26 protein-coding genes are annotated in these 26,563 nt (G+C 62.2%); 8 read left to right on the plus strand and 18 right to left on the minus strand.

The window, feature by feature from the left end; genetic code table 11:
* The first annotated feature begins 27 nt into the window (after positions 1–27).
* The 4 genes from rfbB to rfbC are packed head-to-tail and all read left to right on the plus strand — an operon-like array spanning position 28 to position 3,419.
* On the plus strand, positions 28–1,089 hold the full coding sequence (rfbB, locus tag ACE04A_RS25570; RefSeq protein ID WP_259251068.1) for a dTDP-glucose 4,6-dehydratase: 1,062 nt from the start codon (positions 28–30) through the stop codon (positions 1,087–1,089).
* A gap of 1 nt (position 1,090) precedes the next feature.
* The gene (gene rfbD / locus ACE04A_RS25575) at positions 1,091–1,999 is read left to right on the plus strand and encodes a dTDP-4-dehydrorhamnose reductase (protein WP_448718287.1); all 909 of its coding nucleotides are present in this window, start codon (positions 1,091–1,093) and stop codon (positions 1,997–1,999) included.
* Positions 1,996–2,877, plus strand: coding sequence for a glucose-1-phosphate thymidylyltransferase RfbA (gene rfbA, locus ACE04A_RS25580; protein WP_259251070.1), 882 nt, complete (start codon positions 1,996–1,998; stop codon positions 2,875–2,877). Before rfbD ends, rfbA begins: the two co-directional genes overlap by 4 nt.
* Positions 2,877–3,419, plus strand: a complete 543-nt coding sequence (rfbC, locus tag ACE04A_RS25585) for a dTDP-4-dehydrorhamnose 3,5-epimerase (RefSeq protein ID WP_448718286.1) — start codon at positions 2,877–2,879, stop codon at positions 3,417–3,419. Before rfbA ends, rfbC begins: the two co-directional genes overlap by 1 nt.
* Here the strand turns inward: rfbC and lipA are convergent, their stop codons facing one another.
* The gene (lipA, locus tag ACE04A_RS25590) at positions 3,420–4,442 is read right to left on the minus strand and encodes a lipoyl synthase (RefSeq protein ID WP_259251072.1); all 1,023 of its coding nucleotides are present in this window, start codon (positions 4,440–4,442) and stop codon (positions 3,420–3,422) included. It lies immediately after the preceding gene.
* 174 nt (positions 4,443–4,616) lie between these two features.
* Here lipA and ACE04A_RS25595 point away from each other — a divergent pair, with 174 nt between their 5' ends.
* The gene (locus ACE04A_RS25595; protein WP_448718285.1) at positions 4,617–5,429 is read left to right on the plus strand and encodes a substrate-binding domain-containing protein; all 813 of its coding nucleotides are present in this window, start codon (positions 4,617–4,619) and stop codon (positions 5,427–5,429) included.
* Positions 5,430–5,754: 325 nt separating this feature from the next.
* On the opposite strand, the gene ACE04A_RS25600 is transcribed toward ACE04A_RS25595, so the two are convergent.
* The 10 genes from ACE04A_RS25600 to ACE04A_RS25645 all read right to left on the minus strand — a co-directional run bounded on the left by ACE04A_RS25600 (position 5,755) and on the right by ACE04A_RS25645 (position 14,221).
* Positions 5,755–6,477 (minus strand): tetratricopeptide repeat protein, encoded by a 723-nt coding sequence (locus ACE04A_RS25600; protein ID WP_438859899.1) that lies wholly within the window; start codon positions 6,475–6,477, stop codon positions 5,755–5,757.
* Between the two features lie 20 nt (positions 6,478–6,497).
* Positions 6,498–7,148 (minus strand): lipoyl(octanoyl) transferase LipB, encoded by a 651-nt coding sequence (gene lipB, locus ACE04A_RS25605; protein ID WP_485820663.1) that lies wholly within the window; start codon positions 7,146–7,148, stop codon positions 6,498–6,500.
* A 12-nt stretch (positions 7,149–7,160) separates the two neighbouring features.
* Positions 7,161–7,433 carry a YbeD family protein gene (locus ACE04A_RS25610; RefSeq protein ID WP_006216435.1) on the minus strand — a complete coding sequence of 91 codons (273 nt, stop codon included), beginning with the start codon at positions 7,431–7,433 and terminating at the stop codon, positions 7,161–7,163.
* Positions 7,434–7,547: 114 nt separating this feature from the next.
* Complete coding sequence (locus tag ACE04A_RS25615; protein ID WP_448718283.1) at positions 7,548–8,414, minus strand: D-amino acid aminotransferase; 867 nt, start codon at positions 8,412–8,414, stop codon at positions 7,548–7,550.
* Positions 8,415–8,548: 134 nt separating this feature from the next.
* Complete coding sequence (locus ACE04A_RS25620) at positions 8,549–9,811, minus strand: D-alanyl-D-alanine carboxypeptidase family protein (RefSeq protein WP_485820664.1); 1,263 nt, start codon at positions 9,809–9,811, stop codon at positions 8,549–8,551.
* Positions 9,812–9,956: 145 nt separating this feature from the next.
* A complete protein-coding gene (locus ACE04A_RS25625; protein WP_050446133.1) occupies positions 9,957–10,610 on the minus strand; it encodes an alpha/beta hydrolase in 654 nt (217 codons plus the stop codon).
* A gap of 54 nt (positions 10,611–10,664) precedes the next feature.
* Positions 10,665–11,306 (minus strand): ABC-type transport auxiliary lipoprotein family protein, encoded by a 642-nt coding sequence (locus tag ACE04A_RS25630; protein WP_448718421.1) that lies wholly within the window; start codon positions 11,304–11,306, stop codon positions 10,665–10,667.
* Positions 11,307–11,308: 2 nt separating this feature from the next.
* Positions 11,309–12,265 carry an MlaD family protein gene (locus ACE04A_RS25635; RefSeq protein WP_259251080.1) on the minus strand — a complete coding sequence of 319 codons (957 nt, stop codon included), beginning with the start codon at positions 12,263–12,265 and terminating at the stop codon, positions 11,309–11,311.
* Positions 12,252–13,091, minus strand: a complete 840-nt coding sequence (locus tag ACE04A_RS25640; protein ID WP_100853848.1) for an ABC transporter ATP-binding protein — start codon at positions 13,089–13,091, stop codon at positions 12,252–12,254. Before ACE04A_RS25640 ends, ACE04A_RS25635 begins: the two co-directional genes overlap by 14 nt.
* On the minus strand, positions 13,091–14,221 hold the full coding sequence (locus tag ACE04A_RS25645) for an MlaE family ABC transporter permease (protein WP_448718281.1): 1,131 nt from the start codon (positions 14,219–14,221) through the stop codon (positions 13,091–13,093). The genes ACE04A_RS25640 and ACE04A_RS25645 overlap by 1 nt, the downstream gene beginning before the upstream one ends.
* A gap of 95 nt (positions 14,222–14,316) precedes the next feature.
* Between ACE04A_RS25645 and ACE04A_RS25650 the strand changes: the two genes are divergently transcribed.
* From ACE04A_RS25650 to ACE04A_RS25660, 3 genes are read left to right on the plus strand one after another with little or no spacing between them, the layout of a single operon-like run.
* The gene (locus ACE04A_RS25650) at positions 14,317–15,168 is read left to right on the plus strand and encodes a biotin--[acetyl-CoA-carboxylase] ligase (RefSeq protein ID WP_447992186.1); all 852 of its coding nucleotides are present in this window, start codon (positions 14,317–14,319) and stop codon (positions 15,166–15,168) included.
* On the plus strand, positions 15,165–15,971 hold the full coding sequence (locus ACE04A_RS25655) for a type III pantothenate kinase (protein ID WP_279994243.1): 807 nt from the start codon (positions 15,165–15,167) through the stop codon (positions 15,969–15,971). Before ACE04A_RS25650 ends, ACE04A_RS25655 begins: the two co-directional genes overlap by 4 nt.
* Positions 15,972–15,986: 15 nt before the next feature.
* On the plus strand, positions 15,987–16,187 hold the full coding sequence (locus tag ACE04A_RS25660; RefSeq protein WP_448718279.1) for a hypothetical protein: 201 nt from the start codon (positions 15,987–15,989) through the stop codon (positions 16,185–16,187).
* Positions 16,188–16,218: 31 nt separating this feature from the next.
* On the opposite strand, the gene ACE04A_RS25665 is transcribed toward ACE04A_RS25660, so the two are convergent.
* From ACE04A_RS25665 to ACE04A_RS25695, 7 genes are read right to left on the minus strand one after another with little or no spacing between them, the layout of a single operon-like run.
* Positions 16,219–17,616 (minus strand): 3-deoxy-D-manno-octulosonic acid transferase, encoded by a 1,398-nt coding sequence (locus tag ACE04A_RS25665; protein ID WP_448718278.1) that lies wholly within the window; start codon positions 17,614–17,616, stop codon positions 16,219–16,221.
* Between the two features lies 1 nt (position 17,617).
* Positions 17,618–18,655: a lipopolysaccharide heptosyltransferase I gene (waaC, locus tag ACE04A_RS25670; protein WP_259251086.1), complete on the minus strand. Its 1,038-nt coding sequence runs from the start codon at positions 18,653–18,655 to the stop codon at positions 17,618–17,620.
* A gap of 32 nt (positions 18,656–18,687) precedes the next feature.
* Entirely contained in the window at positions 18,688–19,737 is a 1,050-nt protein-coding gene (galE, locus tag ACE04A_RS25675) for a UDP-glucose 4-epimerase GalE (protein ID WP_448718277.1), read from the minus strand.
* Positions 19,738–19,752: 15 nt separating this feature from the next.
* Complete coding sequence (locus ACE04A_RS25680; protein ID WP_485820665.1) at positions 19,753–20,607, minus strand: glycosyltransferase; 855 nt, start codon at positions 20,605–20,607, stop codon at positions 19,753–19,755.
* Complete coding sequence (locus tag ACE04A_RS25685; RefSeq protein WP_448718275.1) at positions 20,607–23,327, minus strand: glycosyltransferase; 2,721 nt, start codon at positions 23,325–23,327, stop codon at positions 20,607–20,609. The genes ACE04A_RS25680 and ACE04A_RS25685 overlap by 1 nt, the downstream gene beginning before the upstream one ends.
* 37 nt (positions 23,328–23,364) lie before the next feature.
* The gene (locus tag ACE04A_RS25690) at positions 23,365–25,422 is read right to left on the minus strand and encodes a glycosyltransferase (RefSeq protein ID WP_448718274.1); all 2,058 of its coding nucleotides are present in this window, start codon (positions 25,420–25,422) and stop codon (positions 23,365–23,367) included.
* A complete protein-coding gene (locus ACE04A_RS25695; RefSeq protein ID WP_448718273.1) occupies positions 25,412–26,530 on the minus strand; it encodes a class I SAM-dependent methyltransferase in 1,119 nt (372 codons plus the stop codon). Before ACE04A_RS25695 ends, ACE04A_RS25690 begins: the two co-directional genes overlap by 11 nt.
* Positions 26,531–26,563: the final 33 nt, after the last annotated feature.

Consider the following 26,563-nt stretch of genomic DNA (forward strand, 5'->3'; position numbering starts at 1 on the left):
TCGCCATCGGCCCAAGGTTCGAAGCATATGAGCATTCTCGTCACCGGCGGCGCCGGCTTCATCGGGTCGAATTTCGTCCTGGACTGGCTCGCGCTCAGCGACGAACCGGTCATCACGCTGGACAAACTGACCTACGCCGGCAACCTGGATAACCTGGCTCCGTTGGCCAGCGACTCGCGCCATCGTTTCGTCCACGGCGACATCGCCGATCAAGCCACCGTGCAGGAATTGCTGCGAACGCATCGGCCCCGTGCCGTGATCAATTTCGCCGCCGAAACCCATGTCGACCGGTCCATCGCCGATCCGGGCGCGTTCATTCAGGCCAACGTGCTGGGCACCTACCAATTACTGGAAGCAACGCGCAACTACTGGTCCGCGCTTGGTTCGGCAGATCAGAACGGCTTTCGCTTCTTGCATGTATCGACCGACGAGGTTTATGGCTCGCTGGACGAAAATGGCTCGCCCTTCACCGAACAGACCCCCTACGCGCCCAACAGCCCATACTCCGCCAGTAAAGCCGCCAGCGACCATTTCGTGCGCGCTTACCACCAGACCTACGGCCTGCCGGTGCTTACGTCCAATTGCTCCAATAACTACGGTCCTCGGCAATTCCCGGAAAAGCTGATTCCGCTGATCATTCACCATGCCTTCACCGGCAAGCCTTTGCCCCTCTACGGCGACGGCCTGCAGCGACGCGACTGGCTATACGTGTCTGATCATTGCGACGCCATTCGCAGGATGCTGGAAGCTGGCACGCCCGGCGCCACCTACAACGTAGGCGGCTGGAATGAAATGACCAATCTGGAGCTGGTCCGCGGGCTTTGCGGGCTACTGGACGAATTGCGACCGCGGGCCGATGGCAGGCCATACGCAGATCAAATCACCCATGTCCCCGATCGGGCGGGTCATGACCGCCGTTACGCGGTTGACGCCTCGCGGCTGCAACGCGAATTGGGCTGGATGCCTGCGGAAACGTTTGAGTCGGGTATCCGGAAGACGGTGCAGTGGTATTTGCACGAAACACAATGGGTGGCAAACGTCGCCAGCGGCGCTTACCGTAGGCATCCGACGCCTTTCGGCGGGAGCTAGCGTGAAGATCCTCTTGCTTGGCAAGAACGGGCAGATTGGCCGGGAATTGCGGCACGCCTTACCCGCGTTGGGTGAAGTAGTGTCCTTGGGCCGCGAAGATATCGATCTGCGCGACCAGGACGCCTTACGCATAACGCTATCGTCCCATCAGCCCGATGTCATCGTGAATGCGGCGGGCTATACCGCCGTGGATCTGGCGGAATCGCATCAGAAGGAAGCCGCACTGCTCAATACGCAGGCTGTCACCACGCTAGCCCACTACGCACAAGACTCGGGCACCCTGCTTGTTCACTATTCCACAGACTATGTGTTCGACGGCTCCAGCACCACGGCCTATAAGGAAACCGACGCCACCGCCCCTCGGAATGTCTATGGCGCCACCAAACTTGCAGGTGAAGACGCCATCAGGGCCAGCCTTTGCGAGGCGTTGATTCTTCGCTGCAGCTGGGTCTATGCTGCACACGGTCAGAATTTTCCGAACACGATATTGCGCATCGCACGCGAGCGTGACCGGTTGAATGTCGTCGCGGACCAGATCGGCGCCCCGACATCCGCGACGCTGATCGCGGACGTCACCGTGCGCGCCATCAAGGCGCATCATCGGTCGTTGCTGGCAAGCGGCATTTATCATCTGTCGGCAAGCGGCGCGACAAGCTGGTACGCCTACGCACAGCATCTGGTTGCCGGCGCGGCAGCGCGCGGGATTCCGCTGCGGCTGACACCAGACGGCATTCGACCCATCACCTCGGCGGACTACAACGCCGCGGCCAGGCGCCCTCACAATTCCCGCTTGAACAGCGCAAAGCTTGCCAACGCGCTGAGCCTGCAACTTGCGGATTGGACGCACGGAGTCGAGCAGGTATTGGATCAGCTTTCAGAACGCGCACACCACGGCGGAGGCAACCTATGACACGCAAAGGCATCGTGCTGGCCGGCGGTTCGGGCGCTCGCCTGCATCCGGCCACGCTAGCGATCAGCAAGCAATTGCTGCCCGTTTTCGACAAACCGATGATCTACTATCCGCTCAGCACACTGATGCTGGCAGGTATACGTGACATTCTGATCATCTCCACGCCGCAGGACATCCCTCGTTTTCAGCAACTGTTGCAAGATGGGTCGCAATGGGGCTTGAACCTGCAATACGCCATCCAGCCTTCGCCGGACGGCCTGGCACAGGCCTTTCTGATTGGCGCGCCATTCATTGGCCAAGGGCAGTGCGCGCTGGTGTTGGGCGACAATATTTTCTATGGCCACGAACTGCCCAAACTGCTGCACCGCGCCAACGCGCGCAGGGAAGGCGCCACCGTGTTTACCTACCATGTCCAGGACCCGCAACGCTATGGCGTGGCCGAGTTCAACGAGAATGGCAAGGTGTTGTCCATTGAAGAGAAGCCCGCCCAGCCGCGTTCCAACTACGCTGTGACCGGTCTGTATTTCTACGACAACGACGTGATCGACATCGCCCGAGGCATTCAGCCCTCCGCGCGGGGGGAGCTCGAGATCACCGACGTGAACCAGCGCTACCTGGAACAGGGCTCGCTCGCCACGGAGATCATGGGGCGCGGCTTCGCCTGGCTGGATACCGGCACGCACGAATCATTGCTGGAGGCCAGTCAGTTCATCGCCACGCTGGAGCATCGACAAGGGTTGAAAGTGGCTTGCCTGGAAGAAATCGCCTATCGCCAGCAATGGATCACCGCCGAGGCACTGTCGAGGCTGGCTGCGCCGTTGTCCAAAAGTGGTTACGGCCAATACCTGAATCGCATCCTCATGGACAAGGTGTTCTGATGAAAGCCATTGCGCAAGCCCTGCCCGAAGTGCTGCTGCTTGAGCCGCGCGTTTTCAGCGACGAACGCGGGTTTTTTTTTGAGAGCTTCAATGAACGCACCTTTGAAGCCGCCACCGGTTTGCAGCGTCACTTCGTGCAGGACAATCATTCGCGCTCGCTCCACGGCGTGCTGCGCGGCTTGCACTATCAACTCGAACGCCCGCAGGGGAAACTCGTGCGCGTCTGCGCGGGAGAGATCTTTGATGTGGCAGTTGACGTGCGGCGCGCATCACCCACGTTCGGACAATGGGTGGGCGCTCACCTTAGCGCGGAGAACAAACACCAAATGTGGATACCTGAAGGGTACGCACACGGTTTTTTGACGTTGTCTGAGTCGGCCGAGGTGCTATATCGGACAACGGACTACTACGCGCCGGAGCTTGAACGCTGCATCCGGTGGGATGACCCCGATCTGGCTATCGCCTGGCCTGGCGGTGAAGCACCGTTACTGTCCCAAAAGGACCATCACGGCGCGTCCCTGAAAACCGCACAACTGGATTGATCAATTCACCCCAGCCGCATGCGCCTGCTCATCCGCATGATACGAAGACCGCACCATCGCCCCCACCGCCGCATGGGAAAACCCCATCGCATAAGCCTCACGTTCAAACATCTTGAACGTATCCGGGTGCACATATCGCAGAACAGGCAAATGATGCTCCGACGGCTGCAGATACTGCCCGATCGTCAGCATATCCACGTTGTGTTCGCGCATATCGCGCATCACTTGCAGGATTTCCTCGTCCGTTTCGCCCAAACCCAGCATCAGGCCTGACTTGGTCGGCACTTCGGGGTGCAGCTTTTTAAACTCGGCCAGCAGCTTCAACGAGTGCATGTAATCAGACCCCGGGCGCGCCTGCTTGTACAGACGCGGCACGGTTTCCAGGTTGTGGTTCATGACGTCGGGGGGGCCGGCGTTCAGGATGGTCAGCGCGCGGTCCAGGCGGCCGCGGAAGTCGGGGACCAGCACTTCGATGCGGGTGGTGGGCGACAGTTCGCGGATGTGCGTGATGCAATCCACGAAGTGGCCGGCGCCGCCGTCGCGCAGGTCGTCGCGGTCCACCGAGGTGATGACCACGTACGACAGTTTCATCGCGGCGATGGTGCGCGCGAGGTTCTCGGGTTCTTTGGTGTCCAGCGGGTCGGGGCGGCCATGGCCCACATCACAGAACGGGCAGCGGCGCGTGCACTTGTCGCCCATGATCATGAACGTGGCGGTGCCCTTGCCGAAGCATTCGCCGATGTTCGGGCAAGACGCTTCTTCGCAGACCGTGTGCAGATTGTGTTCGCGCAGGATGCGCTTGATGTCGTAGAAGCGCGAACCGGGCGCGGCGGCTTTCACGCGGATCCACTCGGGCTTCTTCAGGCGTTCTGCCGGAACGATCTTGATGGGAATGCGCGCCGTCTTGGCCTGCGACTTCTGCTTTTGCGTCGGATCGTAGACGGCTTGCGCAGTGGCCGAAGCGGTTGCGGATGCAGCGGCGGATTCGTTCGGGGGAACAGCGGACTCGGCGAGCGTAGACATTGGGCACCTTCGCAACCGGCGCGCAGGACGGCCCGGTTTGAGACAAAAATGGCATTTTACCCTTCGCCGCTCCGGTGCGCCGCAGGGGTCGCAGAACGTCTGCCAACCCTAACGTATGAGGCATGACCGGCTGGGTTATCGTCTTGCCTGACAAATTTGCTGAATTTCCTTCTTATGTCCCTCCTTCCCCCGCCGCGCCTTGTCGCCCTGATCGCCCCCCGCCTGGACGCCGGACCCGCCAGCCGCGCCATTCAAGCGTGTGCGCAGCGCCTGGCGCCCGAGGGCTACTTTCTGACGGCGGGCCCTTGGCACGACCCGGCCATGCTGCCGCAGCTTGCCGCGCTGCGCCCGGCCGCAGCGCTAGTCATTGGTCCGCTGGACGAACCGGCGTTGCGGGCCGGCTTGGCGGCGCTGGAAATACCGGTGGTGGAAACCTGGAGCGCCTCGGCGCATCCGCTGGACACCGCCGTGGTCATCGACAACGAAGAGGCCGGTCGTGCGGCGGCGCGTCATCTGGCTGAAAAGCGCCATGCGCTGGTGGCCTGCATCAGCGCCGACAACCCGTGGGAACGCGCGCGGCGCCAAGGTTTCATCAGCGCGGCGGCAGCTTTGGGCCTGGATCGGGTGGCGGACATCGTGCAACCGGAAGTGCTGCAGATGAACGATGGCCGCATGGCGTTCTTGCGCTTGCTGGCCACCAATACGATCTTTGACGCGGTATTTTGCACGTCGGACCTGCTGGCCGCGGCGGCGGTGTCGGAAGCTCACAACCGTGACCTGCACGTGCCGCAAGATCTGGCCGTCTTGGGATTTACAGACGACGGCAGCGCCGCGCAATGGGCGCAAGGGCTGACTACGTTGGGGGTAGACGCAGAAGACTTGGGCCGCCGGGCCGCGCAGGTGCTCCTGGACCGTTTGCAAGGCGAGCTGGCGGCCGGCCAGCATCAAACGCTGGACGCAACATTCGAACCTCGCCTAAGCACGTAGGATGGGTGCAGCGCGGGAGGACGGCTAAAAGACCCCGCCGTAAATCGCGCGAAACCCATCAGATGAACGTGATGCTGTAGCGGGATGAATTTAGAACACGGGCATTACTGAATGCCGACACAGTCGAGCGTGGTGGGATGCTGCGTTGCTGGATTGTGTTGTGGCGGAATCTGCCAAGACGGTGCGGGTGCTTGATTGTGTTGTGGCGGAATCTGCCAGGACGCCGGCGCTGCTTGATGGGTTGCGCGCGATCGAACTTGGGGTTCTATTAGTGGTCGTCTCGCGCTTCACCCATCCTACGTCGTATGGTCCTACTTTCCGCGCCTTATACCTCGTACAGCGCAGGAAAGCCGCTGTCTTGCAACAGCGTATTCGCTTCCTTCAAGAATGCTGGCGTGGCGGTTTCTGGTACCTGGACCAGCCATTGCACCGCTTCCTCTTTCTTGCCGCGCAGCAGCAATAGTCGGCCCAGATGAAACATGCCGCGAAAGTCGCCGCCCTCGGCGCAACGCTGGTAGCAGTCGAATGCGCGCTCCATGTCTTGCTCAACCACCTCGCCTGCTTCGTAAAACCGCCCGACCACGCCGATGGATTTCACATGGCCGGTCTGCGCCGCTTGCTGGTAAAGCGCCAGTGCCGCGGCCTTGTTTTGTGTGACGCCGCCCCGGCCAGCGCGCAGCATGTGCGCGTAGTTGTACATGCCCCAATCCAGGCCACGGTCGGCGGCCAGCCTGAACCAATACGCCGCGACGGTATCGTCGGCCGGCACGCCCCAGCCATTTTCATAGCAGCGGCCCACCATATTGATGGCCATCGGATGATCGGCATTGGCGGCACGCTTGAACCAGGCCAGCGCGGCGTCGGGCTGGCGCGCCACGCCCACGCCGTCCAGCAGCATCTGGCCGTAGATGGTCTGTGCTTCGACCAATCCAAGCTCAGCCGCCGCCCCGATCCAGGCGGCGTAGGGCTCCGGTGGACCTTCGCGCAATTGGGCCAGTTGTTCCGGCGTGGTCGCGGCAACATCGGCGGCGGTATATGCGGTCTTCAAAGCGGTCTTCAAATCCGTTTTCAAAGCGTGCTCCTTGCGCGACGCCAGGCGTCCGCCAGATTGTGCGCCAGCGCGTCGCCCACGTCGGTGGGCAAACGGCGCACGCCGCAGGCCGCCATGTCGACGGTACGCAGCCCTTCGTAGCCGCAAGGGTTGATGCCCAGGAAAGGAGCCAGGTCCATGTCCACGTTCAGCGACACGCCATGATAGGCGCGCCCGTTGCGGATCTTGATGCCCAGCGCCGCGATCTTGGCGAGTTCGCCACTGCTGGGACCCAGGGCGGGGGCCGGCACATACACGCCCGGCGCGCCGGGCTTGCGACAGGCGCCGTCCACGCCATGCTGCGTCAGCGTGTCGATGACGGCGCCTTCAAGCAGCGTGACGTATTCCTTCACGTACATATCCATGCGGCGCAGGTCGAACAGCGCGTACGCCATGACCTGCCCGGGGCCGTGATAAGTCACCTGGCCGCCACGGTCGCAATGCACGATGGGGATGTTGCCGGGGTTCAGCACATGTTGCGGCAGGCCGGCCTGGCCTAGCGTGTAGACCGGCGCGTGCTCGCAAAGCCAGATCTCGTCAGGCGTATCGGCGCCGCGCAGCGAGGTATACGCCTGCATGTCCTGCCAGACCGGCAGATAGTCCGCCGGCCGCGCGAGCCACTTGATCACGGCAATTCCGGTTTACAGAACGATGGACACCATCGGATGGCCGTGCAAGGCCTTGTACAGGTTGTCCAGCTGCTCGCGCGAGGTGGCGCGCACGATGAACGTCAGGCCCATGTAGTTGCCGCCCTTGCTGGGCCGCATCTCGACCGTGGCGGCATCAAAGCCGGGGTCGAATTGCAGCACGACGTCAGTCAGCGTCTGGGCGAATTCGGGATGCTGCTTGCCCATGACCTTGATGGGAAAGTCGCTGGGATATTCGATAAGCGATTCTTCGGGCGGAATATGCATGAGTGGACCCTAGAGAGGTGGTTGCCCCTGAATGTTTTTATATGGGGGCAAGCTGCGCACAGGCAAGGCCGGCCGGAAGGGGGGGCGGCTGTGGCAGCCGCCCGGTACAGCGGCTTACAGCGCGGCGATGCGGGCATCATAACCCGCTCGCAACTGCTCAAAAACAGGGCCGGGCTTGCCCGAACCCACCGGCTTTCCGTCAAGGGTGACGATAGCCAGCACTTCCTTGGTAGCCGAAGACAGCATCAACTCGTCGGCGGATTCCACCTCTTGCTGGCTGATGCGGCGCGACTCGAAGGGGATGCCTGCTGCTTCGGCCAGCTCGCCCATCAGGCCATAGCGGATGCCTTCCAGGATCAGGTTGTTCTTGGGCGGCGCCAGCAGCTTGCCACCCGACACGACCCAGATGTTGGTGGACGAGCCCTCGGTCAGGTAGCCATCGCGAAACTGCACGACTTCGTCAGCGTTCGCATCCACCGCTTGCTGCTTGGCCAGCACGTTACCCAACAGCGACACCGACTTGATCTCGCAATGCAGCCAGCGTTCGTCGGGAATGCTGATGGCCGTCAAGCCCTGCGTGCGTTGCGCGGCGGGTGGCGGCGACCACGCCGAGATCATGCCGAACACGGTGGGCGTGACCGGCGTGGCTGGGAACTGGTGGTCGCGCTTGGCGACGCCGCGCGTGACCTGCAAGTACACGATGCAGGTGTCCAGCGTGGTGCGCGACAACAACTGATCGATCAGATCGACCCAGCCCGCGCGATCCAGCGGCGGCGTGATACGCAAGGCGGCCAAGCTGCGATCCAGGCGGTTCAGGTGCTCCGCCATGCGGAATGCCTTGCCCTGGTACACGGGAACGACTTCGTAGATGCCGTCGCCAAAAATAAAACCGCGGTCCAGGACAGAGACTTTCGCCTCGTCGACACGCAGGAACTCGCCGTTGAGATACACCTGGCTTTCGCCCGGCACGCCCGGAATCATGGGGTACTCCTGAAGGATCAAACGTCGCGGACAAGCCCGATAGGCTTGCCTGAAAATGGAAAACGGGCGTTTCGCACGAAACGCCCGCTGCTAGCTTACACCCGCGGCCGCGCCCCGGGCGCGGCGCGATGCGCTTATTCGAACCAGCGCTTCACGGTGTCGACCATGCGGCCAAAGAAGCCCGCGCGCTCAACGGCATCCTGCACCACCAGCGGTTCGGTGCGCAGCACCTTGCCATCCAGCGTGAATTGCAGCGTACCCACCTGTTGGCCCTTGGCCAGCGGCGCGATCAGCGGATCGGTGCGCTGGGCAACCGGCTTCAAATCACCGGCCTTGCCGCGCGGCACCGCGATCGACACAGGTTTCGGCGGACCCAGCTTGACGCTTTCGGCCGTGCCTTCCCAGACACGCGCGTCGATACCAGGTTGGCTCTTGTCGAACAGCTTCACGGTGTCGAAGTTCTGGAAGCTCCAGTTCAAGAGCTTCAGGCTTTCTTCGGCGCGCGTGGCTTCGCTATCCGTGCCCACAACCACCACCAGGATGCGGCGGTCGCCGCGCACCGCCGTCGACACCAGGCAGTAGCCGGCCGAGTCGGTGTGGCCGGTCTTCATGCCGTCCACCGAGGGGTCGGCCCACAGCAGGCGATTGCGGTTCGGCTGCGTGATCTTGTTGTACGTGTAGCTCTTCTGCTTGTAGTAGTGGAAGTAGTCGGGGTGATCGGTGATCAGATGCGACGACAACGTAGCCAGGTCACGCGTGGAGGTCACGTGCTGCGGATCCGGCAGGCCGGTCGAGTTCATGAAGTGGGTGTTCTTCATGCCCAGGCGTTCGGCTTCCTGATTCATCAGCGCGGCGAAAGCGGATTCACTGCCGCCCACGGCTTCGGCCAGCGCCACGGAGGCGTCGTTGCCGGACTGCACGATCATGCCCTGATTGAGCTCGTCGACAGTCACCGGTTTGCGCGGTTCGATGAACATGCGCGAACCGCCGGTGCGCCAGGCGTGCTCGGACACGGGCACCGTCTGTTCCAGCGTCAGGCGCTTTTCTTCCAGCGCGTTGAACACCACATAGGCCGTCATGATCTTGGTCAGCGATGCCGGCTCGACCTTCATGTCGGGGTTGGACGCGGCCAAGGTCTGGCCGCTGTTCACGTCGATCACGATCCATGCCTTGGCGGCGATGGTGGGCGCCGGAACCGCCGACACATCACCCACCGGCACCGCGCCCGAGGCCGTTGGCGCCGGTGCCGCCGTGCCGGCAGCGGCCGGTGTGGCGGCGGGCGCCGGTTGCGACCAGGCGGGCATCGAGGCCGCGAGCATCGCCGACAACACAGCGCCTGTGATCAGGCGGCGGGTAAAGACAACGGGGGAGTGAACGGAATAAGGCAATTTCTTCATCGGCAACGTGGGTCCAAGGAAAGACACCCGCCGGCGCGGGGCTGATGGCTGACAATTATAGGCAGGCGATTGGACCGGTCCGCTTCGCAGGGGGTTCCCGGTGCATTTAAAACATGCAACTTGATGCAACCTTGCCAGGCCGGGGTCAGTCCAGTGCGACTTTCAAGCGCGCCTGCACCAACTGGCGCAGCACCAGCAGCTTGCCATGGAAGAAGTGCGATGCACCTGGCACCACCACCACGGGAATCGAGCGCGGTCGCGCCCAATCCATCGCTTCGGACAGCGGCACCACTTCGTCTTCTTCACCGTGGACCATCAGCGTGTCGTCCGGCACCTGTACTTCATGCGACTGAAAGCGATTGACCGCCGGCCCCATCAGCATCAGCGCGGACGGCAACGCCGCATCGCCCGCTTCGGCAAGCGCGGCATAGGTTTGCGCGGCGACGGCGGTGCCGAACGAAAAGCCCGCCAGCACCCAGGGCGCATCGGCCAGTTCGGGATGCAGCTCACGCATTTGCGCCACCACCGCCAGCATGTCCTGCGTTTCGCCCACCGACTTGTCGAACACGCCTTCCGACTGCCCCACCCCACGGAAGTTGGGGCGCACCGCCACCAGCCCATGCTGCACGCAGGCGCGCGACACAGTCGTGACGACCTTGTTTTCGCGCGCACCGCCTTGCAGGGGATGCGGGTGCAGGACCAGGGCCCAGCCTCGCGGCGTGCCGGCAGGCCAATCGACGGCGCAATCGATGCGGCCGGCGGGGCCGGTGAAGGCGTGGGTATCAGTGCGTGCGGACATGGATCAACTCAACGTGCGTAAAGAAAAAGGAAAAGCGGAAAACCGAAAACGATGTTAACCGCCCGCTTTGGCGGCTGGCGTCATCGTGGCGGGCGTCATGGTGGTGGCCAGCCATTGCGCCAACTGGTCGGCCGCCTCATCGGTGGCTTGCCGCAACGCGGCCACGCCGCCCGCGGCATCCTGCGTGGGCGCTGGCGCCTGCACCAGGATGCGGGTTTGATCCACGACCGAGCGGCCGTTGACCAAAACCGCTTGCAGCAAGATGCGCCCCTGGCTGGTCTGGCCGTCTTCCGAGAACACCTGCTCGAACTGCGACAGGGAAACCTGCAACTGCGGCGTCTGAAGATTGACGCGATCAGCCAGAACGGGACCCTGACGCGACAGGCGGTCGGTAATGCGCTGGCGCACCAGCTCGGACGGCGCCGACGCCCAACGGTAGGTGGCATAGGCCTTGGGCGCGGCGCTGTCGCCCACCCGCCAGATCATGCCGGTATCCGACAACGCGGGCGACGCCTGGAAAGTCAGCGCGATGGGAGCGCGTGCCGGCAAGGCGGGAGCTGGCCGAGCGTCCAGCCCCAGGTCGAAGACGGACGGTGGCGCGGGCACGCGGCCAATGCCGCAACCCGCAAGCGCCAGGGCCAAAGTCAGGGTCAAGGTCCGGGTCACCATCGAAACGGCACTGTGCATCTTCAGCATCTTCATTTGGGCTGTCTCCCGAAACCGGCGAACCCGGCTTCGCCAGGCCCAGGCGCAACAGGCGCCGGGCCGAACAAGAACGATTGCGGCGTGCTGTCGACACGGCGCAGGGTCACGGCCGCTCCGCGCGCGGCCGCACTGACGTTGCCGGCCATGTTGGTAACGGCAGGCAAGGTCTCGCCGTCCAGCCGGGCGGCGGCCAGGGCAATGTCGTTCAGGCTGCGCGTGGCCACTGACAAGGGGCCATCGGGCGCGTTCAGGCGTGCCACCGCCTGGCGAGCCTGCTGCGCCAGATCGGCAATCTCGCGCGCCGCGCGATCCGCCTGGCGCGAGGTGGTGTTCAGCGAATCCAGCAGCGGGCCCAGCTTGGCCATCGTGGGCGCCAGGTCGCGGGTGGCTTGCCGCAATGACTGCGTGATGTCGGTGGCGTTCTGCAGGCTGGCGGTCAGCGCTTGCACGTTTTGTTCGCTCAGCACGCGGCGCAGTTGCTCGGTGGCTTCTTCCACGTTGGAAATCAGCTTGCCGCCGCGCTGCTCGATGCGGTCAAGAAAGCCCGGGCGCAGCGGAATGGCGGCGGGATTTTCCGCCGTGGACGCCAGGCGCTTGAGCGAGGTGCCGTCGTCGCGCAGCTCGACGTTGGCCATGCCCGTCACGCCCTGCACGCCCAGTTCGGCCCAGGTCGACTCGGTGATCGGCGTGTTCGGGGCCACGCCGATGCGGATGCGCACCTGCCCCGGCTTGTTGGGGTTCAGCGCCAGCGACTGCACCTTGCCCACCGGCACGCCCTGATAGCGCACGGCCGATTGCGGGTTCAGGCCGCTGACGGCCGTGGCCGAGATGATTTCGTACGTTTGCAGTTGGGTCCGGTCCCGGCCAATCCAGACGGCCACCAGCACGGCGGCGGCCAGCAGGACCAGCGTGAAGATGCCGGCCATGAGCGCATGACTACGGTTTTCCATGATGCAATCCCTTCGGCGCCAGATCCCCAAGCGCGCGCAAGCCGCGTTCGCCCAGGAAGAATGTGTGAATGAAGGGGTGATCGACCTTCAGTACTTCCGGCACCGTGTCGCACACGATCACCCGCTTGTCCGCCAGCACGGCCACACGGGTGGCCAACGCCAGCAGCGTGTCCAGATCGTGCGTCACCATGACGACGGTAAATCCCAACTGCCGATGCAGGCTGCGCACCAGGTCCACGAATTCGTCGGAGCGCAGCGGGTCCAGGCCCGCCGTGGGCTCGTCCAGGAACAGCAATTCCGGGTCCAGCGACAAGGCGCGCGCCAGCGCCACCCGCTTGACCATGCCGCCGGACAGGTCCGACGGCCGCTTGTCGGCATCATTGGCCGTCAGCCCCACCATGGCCAGCCGGCACATGACGACGTCGCGCACCAGGTCTTCGGGCACCGTGCGCAGTTCACGCAGCGGCAAGGCCACATTGTCGAACACGGACAAGGCCGAGAACAGCGCCCCCGCCTGAAACAGCATGCCCCACCGGTACGACAGGCGCCGGCGCTCGCCGGGCGTCAGGTCAAACAAGGAATGCCCCAGCACTTTCACGCTGCCGGCGGCGGGCTGGTCCAGGCCGATGATCTGCCGCAGCAGAACCGTCTTGCCCGTGCCCGAGCCGCCCACCAGCACCAGGATTTCGCCCGGGAAGACAGTCAGGTCAAGGTTGTCGTGAACCACGTGGTCGCCAAAGGCGGTACGCAGGCCGCGCACCGTGATGACGGGTTCAACCGTGATGCTGTCATCGGTGAACAATCGATGTTGCAGGGCGCTGTTCATCAGATGCCCACCGAACTGAAGATGATGGCGTACAGCGCATCCAGCAGGATCACACCGGTAATCGACGTAACCACGGATGTGGTGGTGCCGCGCCCCAGGCTTTCGGTATTGGGCTGGATGCGCAGACCGAAGTGGCAGGCGATCAGCGCGATCAGGATGCCGAAGGTCACGCCCTTCAAGATGCCGATCCAGTAATTGGTCAATGAAATGGCATCAGGCAGTGACGTCAAGAACCACTGCGCCGACACGCCCAACTGCACTTGCGCGGCCAGCATGCCGCCCAGGAGCGCCATGGCGCTTGTCCAAAGGGCCAGCAGGGGCATGGTTACCGCCAACGCCAGCACGCGCGGCAGAATCAGCCGTTGGCCGTGCGAGATGCCCATGACGCGCATGGCGTCCAGTTCCTGAGTGACCCGCATCACGCCAATCTGCGCGGTGATGGCAGAGCCCGACCGGCCCGCCACCAGAATGGCGGCCAGCACGGGCCCAAGCTCACGCACGATGGACACGCCCAGCAGCCGCACGATGAAGCGGTCGGCGCCGATCATCTGCAACTGCTGCGCCGACAGATACGACAGCACCACGCCGATCAGGAACCCCACCAGCGCGGTGATGCCCAGCGCCTGCGCGCCGGTCCGATACACCTGCGCCGAGATCTCGCGCCATGGGCCCAGGCGCGGACGGCGCAGCATGCTGCCCAGATCCAGAATCAGTTGGCCCAGCATGATGAGCAGGGCCCGGCCGTTCTCGGCCGCCTGAAAGATGGCGCCCCCCAGGGAGCGGACCCAAGCCCAGGATTCGGGCTTGGACGGCGCCGCCTGGACCTCGCCCTTGTTCAGGGCCAGCGCATTGAACACATCCTGCTGGCCGGCCGACCAGCGCACGCGCTCGGGCAGCTTTTCGCCCCAGGCTTGCCAGATGAGCAAGGCGCCGATGGTGTCCAGCCGGCTGATGCCATGCAAGTCCCAACGCACGCCCTCTTCGGCGGCCCGCGCCATTGCCGTGCGCCGACGTTCGACTTCGCCTGCCTGGGCCAGGGCCAGCACGCTCCAGTCGCCCGCCACATGGCAAACTTTCCCGTCCTGACGGAAAGGCACGGCGGCGGGCGCGGATGAAGCGGAATGCGGCATGTAGGCGGGGCACCGATGCAAAATGTATCGCCAATGATAAACGCTACAGGGCTGAAAGGCCGCGAGGGCGGGCCGCGTGCCCTACAATCGCCGCCATGCCCGATCACGTCCGCCCTATCGACCTGCCCGCGCCGGAAGCCCTGGCCCGGGAGCTAGGCTCGCGCCTGCCCGTATTCCAAGACATCGCCTGGACCGGCGACACCGGGTCGACCAACGCCGACCTGCTGGCGCGCGCCCGCTCAGGCGCTGGGGCCGGTAAACCGTGGCTGCTGGGCAGCCACCTCCAGAACGCCGGCCGTGGCCGCGCGGGGCGTCCCTGGCAAAACCAGTCTGGCGCCACGTTGATGTTTTCCTGCGCGTACGACGTCCACCTGCCTGCCGCGCAATTACCCGCGCTGTCTCCCTTGGCCGGCGTAGCCGCCTGCGAGGCACTGCGCGCGGTGGCCGGCCCGCATGCGCGCGGCCTGTGCATGAAATGGCCGAACGATGTGCAATGGCACGACGCCAAGCTGGCGGGCGTGCTGGTGGAAACCACCCGCAACCCGGGCGGCCGCGAAGCCGGCTACACCGTCGTCATCGGCATGGGCGTCAACTTGACCGACGCGGGCGAACTGTCTCGCGCGCTGGGCCGCGAGGTGGCCGATTGGACCCAGGTGCAAGCCGAATCAGGCCGCGTGGCCAGCGCCGCCGACCTGGTCTGCGCCAGCGCCACCGCCTGGCTGGAAGCCGTCCAGACCCTGGAACGCGAAGGTTTCGCTGCGTTCCGCCAGCGGTTCAACCAGGTCGACGCCTTGGCCGGCAGGCCGGTGAACGTGCTGGAGAAAGGCGATATCCTACTTAGCGGCACCGCCTGTGGCGTAGACGAACACGGGCGCCTGCTGGTGCAAACGCCCGAGGGTGCCACCCCGATCTCAATCGGTGAAATTTCGATTCGACGCCAAGCATGATTATTCTTATCGACTCCGGCAACAGCCGTCTCAAGGTGGGTTGGCTGGACGCCAGCAACCCCGACATGCCCCGCGAACCGGCGGCTGTCGCCTTCGACGGCCTGGACCTGGATGCGCTGGACGGCTGGCTGGCCGCGCTGCCGCGCCGCCCCCTGCGCGCGCTGGGCGTGAACGTGGCCGGCGAGGCGCGCGGCACGGCCATCGCCACGATCCTGCAAAAACATGGCTGCGCGGTCACCTGGTCGCTGTCGCAGGCGACGACGCTGGGGCTGGTCAACAGTTACCGCGTGCCGACGCAATTGGGCGCCGACCGCTGGGCCTCGCTGCTGGGCGTGCTGTCGCGCTTGCCGGGCGCGCATCCGCCCTTCGTGCTGGCCAGCTTCGGCACCGCCACCACCATCGACACCGTCGGCCCTGACAACGTTTTCGCGGGCGGCCTGATCCTGCCCGGCCCCGCCATGATGCGCAGCGCGCTGGCCCACGGCACCGCCAACCTGCCCATCGCCAATGGCCAGGTCGTGGCATACCCCGTCGACACGCACGAAGCCATCGCCTCGGGCATCGCCGCGGCCCAAGCCGGCGCGGTGGTGCGCCAATGGCTGGCGGGCCGCCAGCGCTATGGCCAGACCCCGCAAATCTACGCGGCGGGCGGCGGCTGGCCCGAAGTGCATCAAGAGATTGAACGCTTGCTGGCCGACGCCGGCGGCGCATTCGGCGCGGCCCCCGTGCCGGAATACCTGGATCACCCCGTCCTTGATGGCCTGGCCGCGGTCGCGCGCGCCACCCTGGACCCCCACGCCTGAGCGAGGTCTTGCGCCATGCGAGTGCTCTTCATCCTGATATTGCTGGCGAATGTATGGGTGCTGGCGCTGGGCCAGGGATGGATCGGCCTGCGCCCGGAAGACGAAGGGCGCGATACGCGAAAGTTCAGTCAGGAATTGAACGTGGATGCGGTAAAGCTGGTGGGACGGGCGATATCCACGCCCCCCACGGCACCCCCCAACCAGACGACACGCTAAGCATTCTTGGGCCCAAGGGGTGCAATGATGGTCACCCCAGCCAGGGCGCCAGCGCATCCATGGTCCGCCGCGTTGCGCCCGCATGCAGCTCGAACCAGGCGCGGGCGGCACGGCTTGCTTCTTGGCGCTGTGCCTCATCCTTCAGCATGGCCAACGCGGCATCGATTGCCTGGGCGGGATCAGCCTTGCGCGTTGCCGCCCCCGCGGCAATCGCATCTTCCGCCGCCTGCTGAAAATTGAACGTGTGCGGTCCTACGATGACCGGCACACCCGCTGCACAAGCCTCGATCAAGTTCTGGCCACCCAGCGGCGCAAAGCTGCCCGCCACAATGGCCACGTCCGAGGCGGCGTAGTAGAAGGCCATTTCACCCAGGCTATCGCCAAGCAGCACCCGGGTTTCAGGCGCCGGATCGCCGCCAGCGCTGCGCCGGACATACGACACGCCCGCCTCGCTCAGCAGGCGTGCCGCGTCGTCAAAGCGTTGGGGGTGGCGTGGGATCAACAGAAACAGTGGCGCGTCGATGGGGCTGCCTGTGGCGCTGTTGGCGGAGTTGTTGGCGGGGTCGCTAGTGGAGTTGCTGGCAGGATTGCCTGCGGGGTGGCAAGAACCATTGCCGTAATGCTTGATGGCCTCGATGAATGGCGCGTCCTCGCCTTCGCGGGTACTTGCAATGGCGATGACCGGGCGGCCGATACGCGCGCGCCATTCCCGGCCGGCCTGGACCTGCGCCGCCGGCAACACCAAGTCGAATTTCAGGTTGCCAGTCACAACGGGCGTGGGCGCGCCCGCCTGCGCCAGCCGCCCGGCGTCTTCAGCCGTCTGCGCCAGAACAAGATCCAAGCTACCCAGCGCTTCGCGCATCACGCTACCCATCCGTGTCGCCTGGCGCAGCGACGATGCCGAGTAGCGCGCACTGACCAGCGCCATCGGCACCCCTGCTTGCCGCGCGGCCGCCAGCAGGTTGGGCCAGATCTCGCGTTCAATCAGCAGGCCGCAGCGAGGCCGATAGCCCCGCATAAAACGCCGGGTTGCGCCGGGAAAGTCATAAGGCAACCAAGCTTGCCGCAACTGTCCCCGGGAAATGGCGTCGGCGAACAGCCGCTGGCCTTCGGCACGGCCCGTGGCGGTCATATGCGTGAGCAACACAGGCAGCCCCCGGTCGAGCAACGCCTGAAGCAGCGGCTGTGCAGCGCGCGTCTCGCCCAGGCTCACGGCGTGCATCCATACGGGTGCCGTCCAGGCGAAATCTGTTGAAGTGGCAGTAGTAGCCGAAGTAGAAGCAGGGGGTTTTGTATCAGGCCGATGGCCGAAACGTTCACGCGAGAACACGCCCCACTCGCCGCCCGCGCGCTTGGCACGACGAGCCATCCACAACCAGAGCAGCGGGGCCAAGGCCCGCAGTGCCAGCGTGTAGACGCAGCGGTTCATGTCACTGCGCGGCCAGCGCCTGTTCCACCGAGGCCATCACCGCTTCGCGCGATGGCGAAGCGCCCCGGTCGCCCAGGCTGGCGGTGTAGTTCGACCCGACCAGCGGAGTGCGAACCGGCGTGGAAGCGCGGTAGATGCCGATGGTCGGCCGACCCAGCGCGGCGGACAGGTGAGTCAGGCCGCTGTCCAGGCCGACCATCAGACGTGAGCCGGCCAGCAACTGCGCCACCGACGTCAGATCCATACGAGGCATCACTTCCGCCCCGTCCATGCCTGCCACCAGCAGGCCGGCGCGCTCCGCTTCGGAATCGTTGCCCGCCAGGAGCTTCAACGTGCAGCCCGCCTCGCGCAAACGGCGAAACACCGCGCGCCAGTCCTCTTCGGGCCAAAGCTTATCGTCGCGACTGGCCGACGGCATGATCACGGCGTAACCGCGGTCATTGTCCAGATGATGCAGGCGCGGCAGCTCCGTGACGTCCAGGCCGGCGCTACCGACTTCCACCATGGGTTCAGCCGCTTGCCCTGCCTGGCGCACGAAATTCTGCAAGCCGAAGTCCGGCAGGCCGGCATGCTGGTAGCCAAAGGTCAATGCCGCCAACTTGCGCTGGCGGATCACGGCGGGCTGCCAGAATTCAACACGGTGCCGCACGTTATAGAAGAGCGATGCCAGCGGCTCGCGCGCCGACCGCCAATCCAGCCCATGCCGCACGCCGCGCGTCTGCCGCACCAGCCACGCAGACTTCAGCAGCGCCTGCATATCCAGCACGATGTCATATTGGGTGGACCGCAGCCGCTCTTTCAACGCCCGGCGCTCGGCGCGCACCTGGCCCGACCACCACGACTTGCGCCAGCGGCGATGCGCGACTTTGATGATTTCATTGACGGCCGGGTGCCACGAGGGGATCTCGGCAAACGCTTCCTCGACGACCCAGTCAATCTGTGCGTCAGGCACATGCCGGGCAATATCGGTGATTGCCGGAAGCATGTGGACTAGGTCGCCCAGGGAGGACGTGCGAACGATGAGAATGCGGGTGGGCATCAGCTAGAGGAGGAACCGGTGAAGCTGCGAATTTACAATAAAGCTTGAGGTCCGTAACCCTGCGGGTTCTGCGATTGCCAGCGCCATCCATCCGAACACATTTGTTCAATCGTGCGCAAGGCCTTCCATCCGAGCAATTGGTACGCCAAATCGGGATCCGCCCACGCAGACGCGATGTCCCCTGCACGCCGAGGCATGATCTCGTAAGGGATTTGGCGGCCGCTCACGCGTTCGAATGCCGCAATCAATTGCAAAACGCTGGTACCCCGGCCAGTGCCCAGATTAATGGCGGTGAAGCCACCCTCGCCTTTCAAAGCGAATTCGACGGCCCGAACGTGCCCCTCAGCCAGGTCCTCGACGTGCAGATAATCACGCACACCCGTCCCGTCGACGGTATCGTAGTCATCACCAAACACTGATAGGCGCTGACGCTCGCCGACAGCGACTTGGGTGATATAGGGGAACAAGTTATTGGGAATCCCCGAAGGCGCTTCGCCAATACGTCCGCTTACGTGGGCGCCGATAGGATTGAAATAGCGCAATGCAATACCACAGCGCTTGTCGCCGCTTCGTGTCCAATCATTCAGAATCTGCTCCACCATGGCCTTTGTCCAGCCATAAGGGTTCGTCGGGGCGATCCGGTGGCTCTCTGTGTAAGGCAGCGCCAGAGGCTCACCGTACACCGTGGCGGAAGAGCTGAACACCAGGTTGCGGACCTGTGCTTTGTCCATGGACTCCAACAGGGTCAAGGTGCCACCAACATTATTGGCGTAGTAATTCACAGGTTTTCCAACCGATTCGCCCACGGCCTTCAACGCCGCAAAGTGCACCACGGCTGAAACCGGCGTCCCTTGATCGCGCTGAATAGCGAAAAGTTGATCGAGCAGCGCAGCGTCGCGAATATCGCCCTGCATGAATTCAACTGCCGTACCGGCCAGTGCTTCAATCCTCCGAAGTACCTCTGGGGAACTGTTGGAGAAATTATCGAGCACGATCGGGACAAAACCTTCACGGATGAGGGCGAGCAGTGTGTGCGACCCGATATAACCGGTGCCGCCAGTGACCAGCAGTTTCTGTTTCATATTCGACTCATTACTCTAACGGCGCAAAAAGCGCTCATATACCAATCTGCGTAAATTATTCGGCGCTAACCGCACGGGCAGGCGGATCAGCAGATTGAGCAGAAATTGCCTCGGGCCGATAAATTTGCTGCGCAGAAACGTCCGTTGCATATCCCACTCGCTGACCACATATTTCCAGCCACCGCGCCGCGCGAACATGGCGTGCCCCGTTCTCGCTCGAACAAGCACTTCAGGCAGATTTACTGCGCGGGCGCCATATTGCAGCATCCGGACCCATAAAGCGTAGTCCTCGTACATCGGCTCGTCCCCATAGCCACCCGCTGCTAGCGCTGCATCGCGCCGGAACATCACCGTCATATGATTGAACGGATTTCGACTACGCGCGTAGGCTGCGATTGCCTCGTGCGACAACGGCACACGGCGAAGGCGGCCGGCCTCGGCATGCGGGTCTGCGTCGAACTCAAGTATCCACCCGCCGCAGATATCAATGTCGGGATGCGCGCTAAGACAACCAAGCTGACGTTCAAACCGATCAGGCTCCACCAAATCGTCCGTGTCGAACCGCGCTACCCACGAGGTCGAACACGCGTGTAAACCAGCGGTGAGCGCAGGGCCCAATCCCTGGTTCACCGGCAGCCGCACAGAGTGTATCGGCAAACTCGCCCGGTAATTCTCAATCACTTCCAATAGCGGTTGCGTCAGGGGCCCATCTTCCACCAACACGACTTCGTGAAGGCGGGTCTGACAGGTACGCAGGCTTTCCAGCGCGGCCGCCAGATACGCGGGTTGCTCTTTGGAATACACAGCCATCAGAACCGAAAACGGCCGCCATGAGGAGTCCGCGGAGGTTGCGGTCGCGGCCTCTGACATCAAAAGAATCTCCGCACCTTGCTGTAGAGCCGGTAAGCTCCGACCATCATCCGGCGAACACGTGGCCTTTGAACCATGCTGCGCACAAAGTTCACGAGCTCTGCTTCTTTCTCGGAAAGACTTGGGCCGGCAAGTTGCGCGCCGCCAGTCCCTGCATTGTTTACCAGGCTGAACAATACGTTGGCATCCAGGCGGCTCATGCCCACTGTGTTGCGCACCAGTCGGCGGCGTCCGAAATACCGGTTGTATGTTTTGGACATGCTGCCAGGCGTATTGCGGTACAGGTAGCCTGCCGTCGGAATGAGCGAAAATCGCTTGCCGCTCCAAGCCAAACGCGAAAAGAACGCCCAGTCCTCCCATACCGATCGATCAGAGTCGTCCCACCCGCCGAACTCCCGCAAAGCCTGAGTCCTGACTGCGACGTTTGCCGTGATGTACTGATTTTCCAGCATGGCCAAAGCCTTGGCTTCCGGCACACCCAGAGCCTTCCAGAACCAGCCCTCTCGCAACGCTTCGGCGCCGTCCTTCAACTGAAGCGCTTCGCCAAAGTGAATAGCAAAACCCGTCGCCACCACCAACGAAGTATCCGCCCGTAGCGCAGTGACTGCCGTTTCGAGCGTATTACGCAGCAAAACATCGTCGCTATCCACAAAGAATGTGAACTCGCTATTCGACAACGCCAGCCCCGTATTGCGGGCACCAGCCAAACCCCGATTTTCTTGCCGGTGGATCCGCAGAGGGATTTTTTCGCCCAATGCAGCGGCTGCGCGTTGCAGCAATTCACCCGCGTAATCTTCCTCCGAACCATCGTCGACGATGATAACTTCGACAGGAACCAGTCGAGAACGCCTTACGGATTGCAGCAACTCTTCAAGCAGTTCAAATTTGGTGTTGTATACGGGTATCACAACACTCAAATCGCAATCCCGCGAGTGCTGCCACTCCTGCCAGGTTCTTGCAGGTGTCGGGCGCTCTTTGCGCGACCACCACTTGTTGATATCCACCTGTCGTTGACGGATTCGAAGGCGGGACGCATTGAGTGCCTTTTCATACCCAGCCGGCACGGCAGCAAGCATCTGCGCCATCTTCGACTGCAATGCACGGGCATTGGGGGCAGAGAAAAACCTTGCCACATGCTCGGCATCATCGACAACCTCGATCGCGCCACCCGTGTTGTACGCGACTAATAACGTACCCATCAGCAACTGCTCGAGAATCACGAATGGATAATTCTCGCCCCGCGATGGCACCACGAATAGGCTGTCCGGAGCCCGTTCCTGCACGAATGCGATGAGTTGCGCGTGCGTGAGATGCAAATCCCTGTACGTCGCATGTTTCGCAATGCGCGCACGATCCTCTTGCGACGGCCCCAAAGGCCCAAGGGACACAATCTCTTCAATACCAGCCAATTGTCCGGCCTCGCCCAATGCCTCAATGGCTTGAACAAAATCGGGCCAACCCTTCAATTGGTTGTACTTGCCCACGAAAACAATACGCTTGACCTTCCGATACGAAATCACACCCGTATCGCGTACCAAGTCCAAATCAAAGGGTAGGCGCGTAATGCTCAGGTCTGCCGGCTCGTAGCCAAATTCATGTTGAAGCAGCTGCTTGCCCAGATACTCCGAAGGCGCAAAACAAGCGTCGGCATGTTTGAACAGATAGCTGTCGCGAATGGCCTGCGCCGCTTCGTAAGGCGTGTAATTCATGGCGCCCTCATCCTGTGCGCCATATTTCACGTAGTCGATTGAGCCATGCATGAACACCCGAACCGTCACCGACGGCGGCAGACAACCCGTTCGTTTGGCTTGAACGATTCGAAAACCAATCGATTTGTAATCCTGCGACTCGATCACGGCGAGATCGGGGAGCAGGAACATGATGCAATACAGGGCCTCCAGAAGGCCCAATCCATCAAAAAAACCTTCCTTAGTGCCCTGCTCTCCGAACATGCGGGGTACAAACGTGCGCCCGTCCTTTGCGACGGATGCGGGCACGTCTATATCGCAAAACAAAACGGAAACCTTTGGATCAACCGCTTTGATGTTGGTGGTGTATGTGCCTATCCCGCCAGTCGGGCGGATCGACGCATCTTCCGTTGTGACCAGCAGCAGATCAGACGCCACCAGGTCGGTGGAAAAACCCAAGTTCGCCAGGTGCTTGGCGTAGCTGGGCTTGGTCAGCGCAGTCTCACGGATGGTCGCCGGGCCCTGCTTTCTTTCTGATGTCGCATGGAATCCGCCCGCATCGAGAAAGCTGGCGAACTGTGTCGCGGTCCAATTGCGCTGCCGACCTGTGTCCACGCCATGCACGAACATAATAGGCCGCCCGGATTCCATACAAAAGCGTTTCAGCGCCAGCAGAAACGGCCTCGGATCGACGAGGTCGGCCAGGAAGCCCGCGCTAACCACCCAAGAAGCGGAGTCGGAATGGGCGCGTACGAACGCGTCCGCTTGACCTTGCCAGGTATCGGCGCCCGATGCGAAAGGCAATTGACCAGGCGTGCTGGAAGCGGCATGACAAAACACGTGCTCCCGGCCTACAGCGACAGGACTTTCGAAGGCGCCGCAGATGTTGATATGCGAGAGGCCATGCGCGTCCGCGAAGTCGATCGCTTCGGAGGGGACCTTATGTATCGCCGGCACACCAAACAGATTGCCCTGAAGCGAGGATTGTCCCGCCCCAAATCCGGCAAACATCGACAGAACCTTCAGGTCCATACTTCCCCCTCCCGACCTTCCAAACTATGCATACCAATCACCGCTGCGCCTGCTGCTTTTCCTGATTCCGATGGAATTCGTCTATTGCTGACTCAAAGAAGCGCGCGAACGCTTCCACGCGAATGCGCCAATCCCACGGTTTAATGGATTCGAGGTTTTCGTTTGACAACTTCGCAAAAAGCGATCTGTTTTCGTGCATCTGACGAATCGCGGCGGCGATCGCCTCGGGAGACCGCTCGGCAACAATAAACGCTTTCTGCTGCGGGCCGAACGCCTCGGGAACGATACCCACATCAGTGGAAATGACAGGCACGCCGCACGCCATCGCTTCCAGCACCGGGTTAGGCGTGCCCTCGATCAAAGACGGGCATACATACAGATCGATGCCGCCGTAATAATCGGGCATATCGACATGCGCGACATAGCCGGTCTGCCGATCTGCAAACCGCGTCTCCACCGGCACACCTTGTTCGCGCAATAGCGCAATCGCCGGCATCAGGATTGTATTGAATCCCTTGATGTCGGGCAGTTCAGCCGCCCATTTGCTATTGCCCGCCCAGCCGATGACGATGGGTCGATCACCCATGTCAGTGAAGCGCTCGAGCTTGCGCGGCGTAAAGAGGTCTAGATCCACGCCGTCCTGGGTGACGCATGCCGGCGCGGGCATTTCGGGAATGGACTGATAAATGTCCGCCAAGCGCTTTGACGCCACGGTGTATGACGTCGCGCGCTGTTGGAAGAAACTTAGCCGATCGACAATTTGGCCGTCATCCAAATGCAGATGGTCGTAGACAGAAGTCGTCACCGGCTTGTTCTTCACGAACCGGCGTTCGAATTCGGCAAAGCTGATGCCAGTGCGCGCGATGCATCCCCTTGCCCATTCGTGATCTATCAGACGCAGATACTCGCGCCAGAAAAAATGCACCAAATGGCAATCGGCTGCAGCCATGAAGATTTGCCCGGGCTCTGGCATCTCCTGCGAAGAAATAAGCTTAAATTCAAAACGATCGCCCAAATACCGTTGAATCTGCCGCGCGATGTTTGAAAAGGCCCAGCCCTCCACATCGATCACCAGCGCAACCTTCGGACGCGTTGTGGACTCTGGAGGCTCCGTGGCAAGAACTGCCGCCTCGGGCGTACCCGACAAACCCAGAGCCTCGTGACGCAACGCAAGCCAATGCTCGAGGCCGTCGCCCCAGATGTCGAAGCCGTGCTTCTTTTCAAGATAACGAGCGGACTGATAGATCACGTTTCGCGAAAAACGCTCTCGCTCATAGTCCCGATCGCTTTGGGAGGCCGGAGGCGGATGATCGTGGATCAAGCCCAGAACTGACGTCGTGCCAACCTTGTACCCCTCCTGAAAAAGACGAACGGAGAAATCGATGTCTTCGAACCCGACGAACATATTGTCGTCGTAGCCACCCAAGCGCTCAAAGGTGGTTTTTTTGAGCACACACGCGCCGCCCAGCAAGAAGGTGGACAGAAACGGCTCCATGGCGGACTGCTGTAATTCGCCCTGCTTGCACGCGCTGCCAGCGCCCAGATGCAAACCCGTAGGTTCGGTGCAGACGTACAGATGACCTCCGGCGGCAAAAACGGTCTTTCCATCGGGATTGAGCAACGGCACATTCAAGAAATGGCAGCCAAGCGTCGCGATGTCCTGCTGGATGGAAGGCAGAATATTCGTCGTCAGATAGATATCGTTATCCAGGCACAATACCCACTCGGTGTGCACCTCTGACATGGTGCGGTTACGGCCTCCCGCGACGCCATAGTTCTTGTCCAGCGCCACAATTCGCGTACGAAACGGCATCTGTTCACAAATGCGCGCAAGCTCGCCCAGCGTCTCTCGCTGCGATCCGTTGTCGATGACGAGAAACTCTCCGGCGAAGTCCGGCACGTGCAGAGCCACCGAACTCAGGAGCTTTTCGGTAAGCGCCGCCCGGTTCAGTGACAAACACGTGATCGTCAAATTGACGCCATCTCGTCCGATGTTTGCATTACCGCCCGGAGCCTGGTGCAAAATACGATGCCTCTCGTCAGAGACATAGGTATAGGCACGCAGGCCAGGAACCAACAGAGTGTCAATTGCCACGGCCGCCCTTCCAAAAACGACGGTAAAAAGACATGAGGGTGCGCCGCATTCCTGCCGGCACCAATCCACTCAACCGTTCATATCGCGCGGCTGCCCAAGCCATCGATGCCTGGGTTTGCTCTGCGACGGCCAATCGATGCACACGATCGGCGAGTTGCTCGCGTGTCAGCTGCAGTTCCAGACTCAACGCTTCCACACGTAATCCCAATACCCTCGCTTGCTGTTCAAGGGCGGCACGTTCGGCGGCACGTTCGGTATTGTGCTGCGCACGCTGCGCTTCCAATGCTTCTTTCACCGAAGGCAGATGGCCTTGGAAAATTCCAGTACGGAAGGAGTCCATCGAAAGCGGAAGAATCGCAGCACCGGCACTGACACCTTGCCCAGCAAGTTCGCCTTCCGTCCAGATACCGACGAAATAACTCGCGTTCTCGGGCTGGGGCCCGGCCTTGTTGTCGCTCGGCACCAGTTGAGCCGCCAACATCGGAACCATGTTCAACATTTGCAGTTGACCGGTTTCACCATCGTCGGATGGATACTGCTGATGCCGCAGGTTCAGAAAGCCGGTCATCGGCCCGCCAAGAAACCAGCCCTTGCCTGCGCCGAGGACACCTTCCGTCATCGATTTGAATTCTTCGAACAGATACTTCCGAAGATGGTAGGGATTCTTTTCCTGCTCGGTGGGGAAATACCACCAATCGTTTGGACAACTGATAGCGATGACACCACCGGGCTTGAGCAAGCGCTTCACGTTTTCCAGAAACTTCACGGGATCGGTAACGTGCTCGATGGTTTCGAACGACACGATAACGTCGAAACTTTCCGGTTGGAACTTCTCCAGCAGCGTCTCGCCTTCGCTCTGCACGAAGCTCACATTCTGACCGCCAAAATGCTGCTGCGCAGCTTTCACCGCGTCGTGCGAGATATCCACGCCTACGACTTCCGATGCGCCCCAATCCGCCAGCAAGCGAGATCCATAACCTTCACCACATGCCACGTCCAAGACACGCTTGTTCGGACAGTAAGGCTGTGCAAACGAGTATCTTGCAATATGGATGGCAGCCTCCAGCCCGTCATACTGGGTGCTCTTGTCAAAGTTCAATCGTTCCATTTGTTCATTCTCACCGTTGACCGTGACCGGTCA

The organism is Achromobacter colocynthidis (assembly GCF_057334535.1).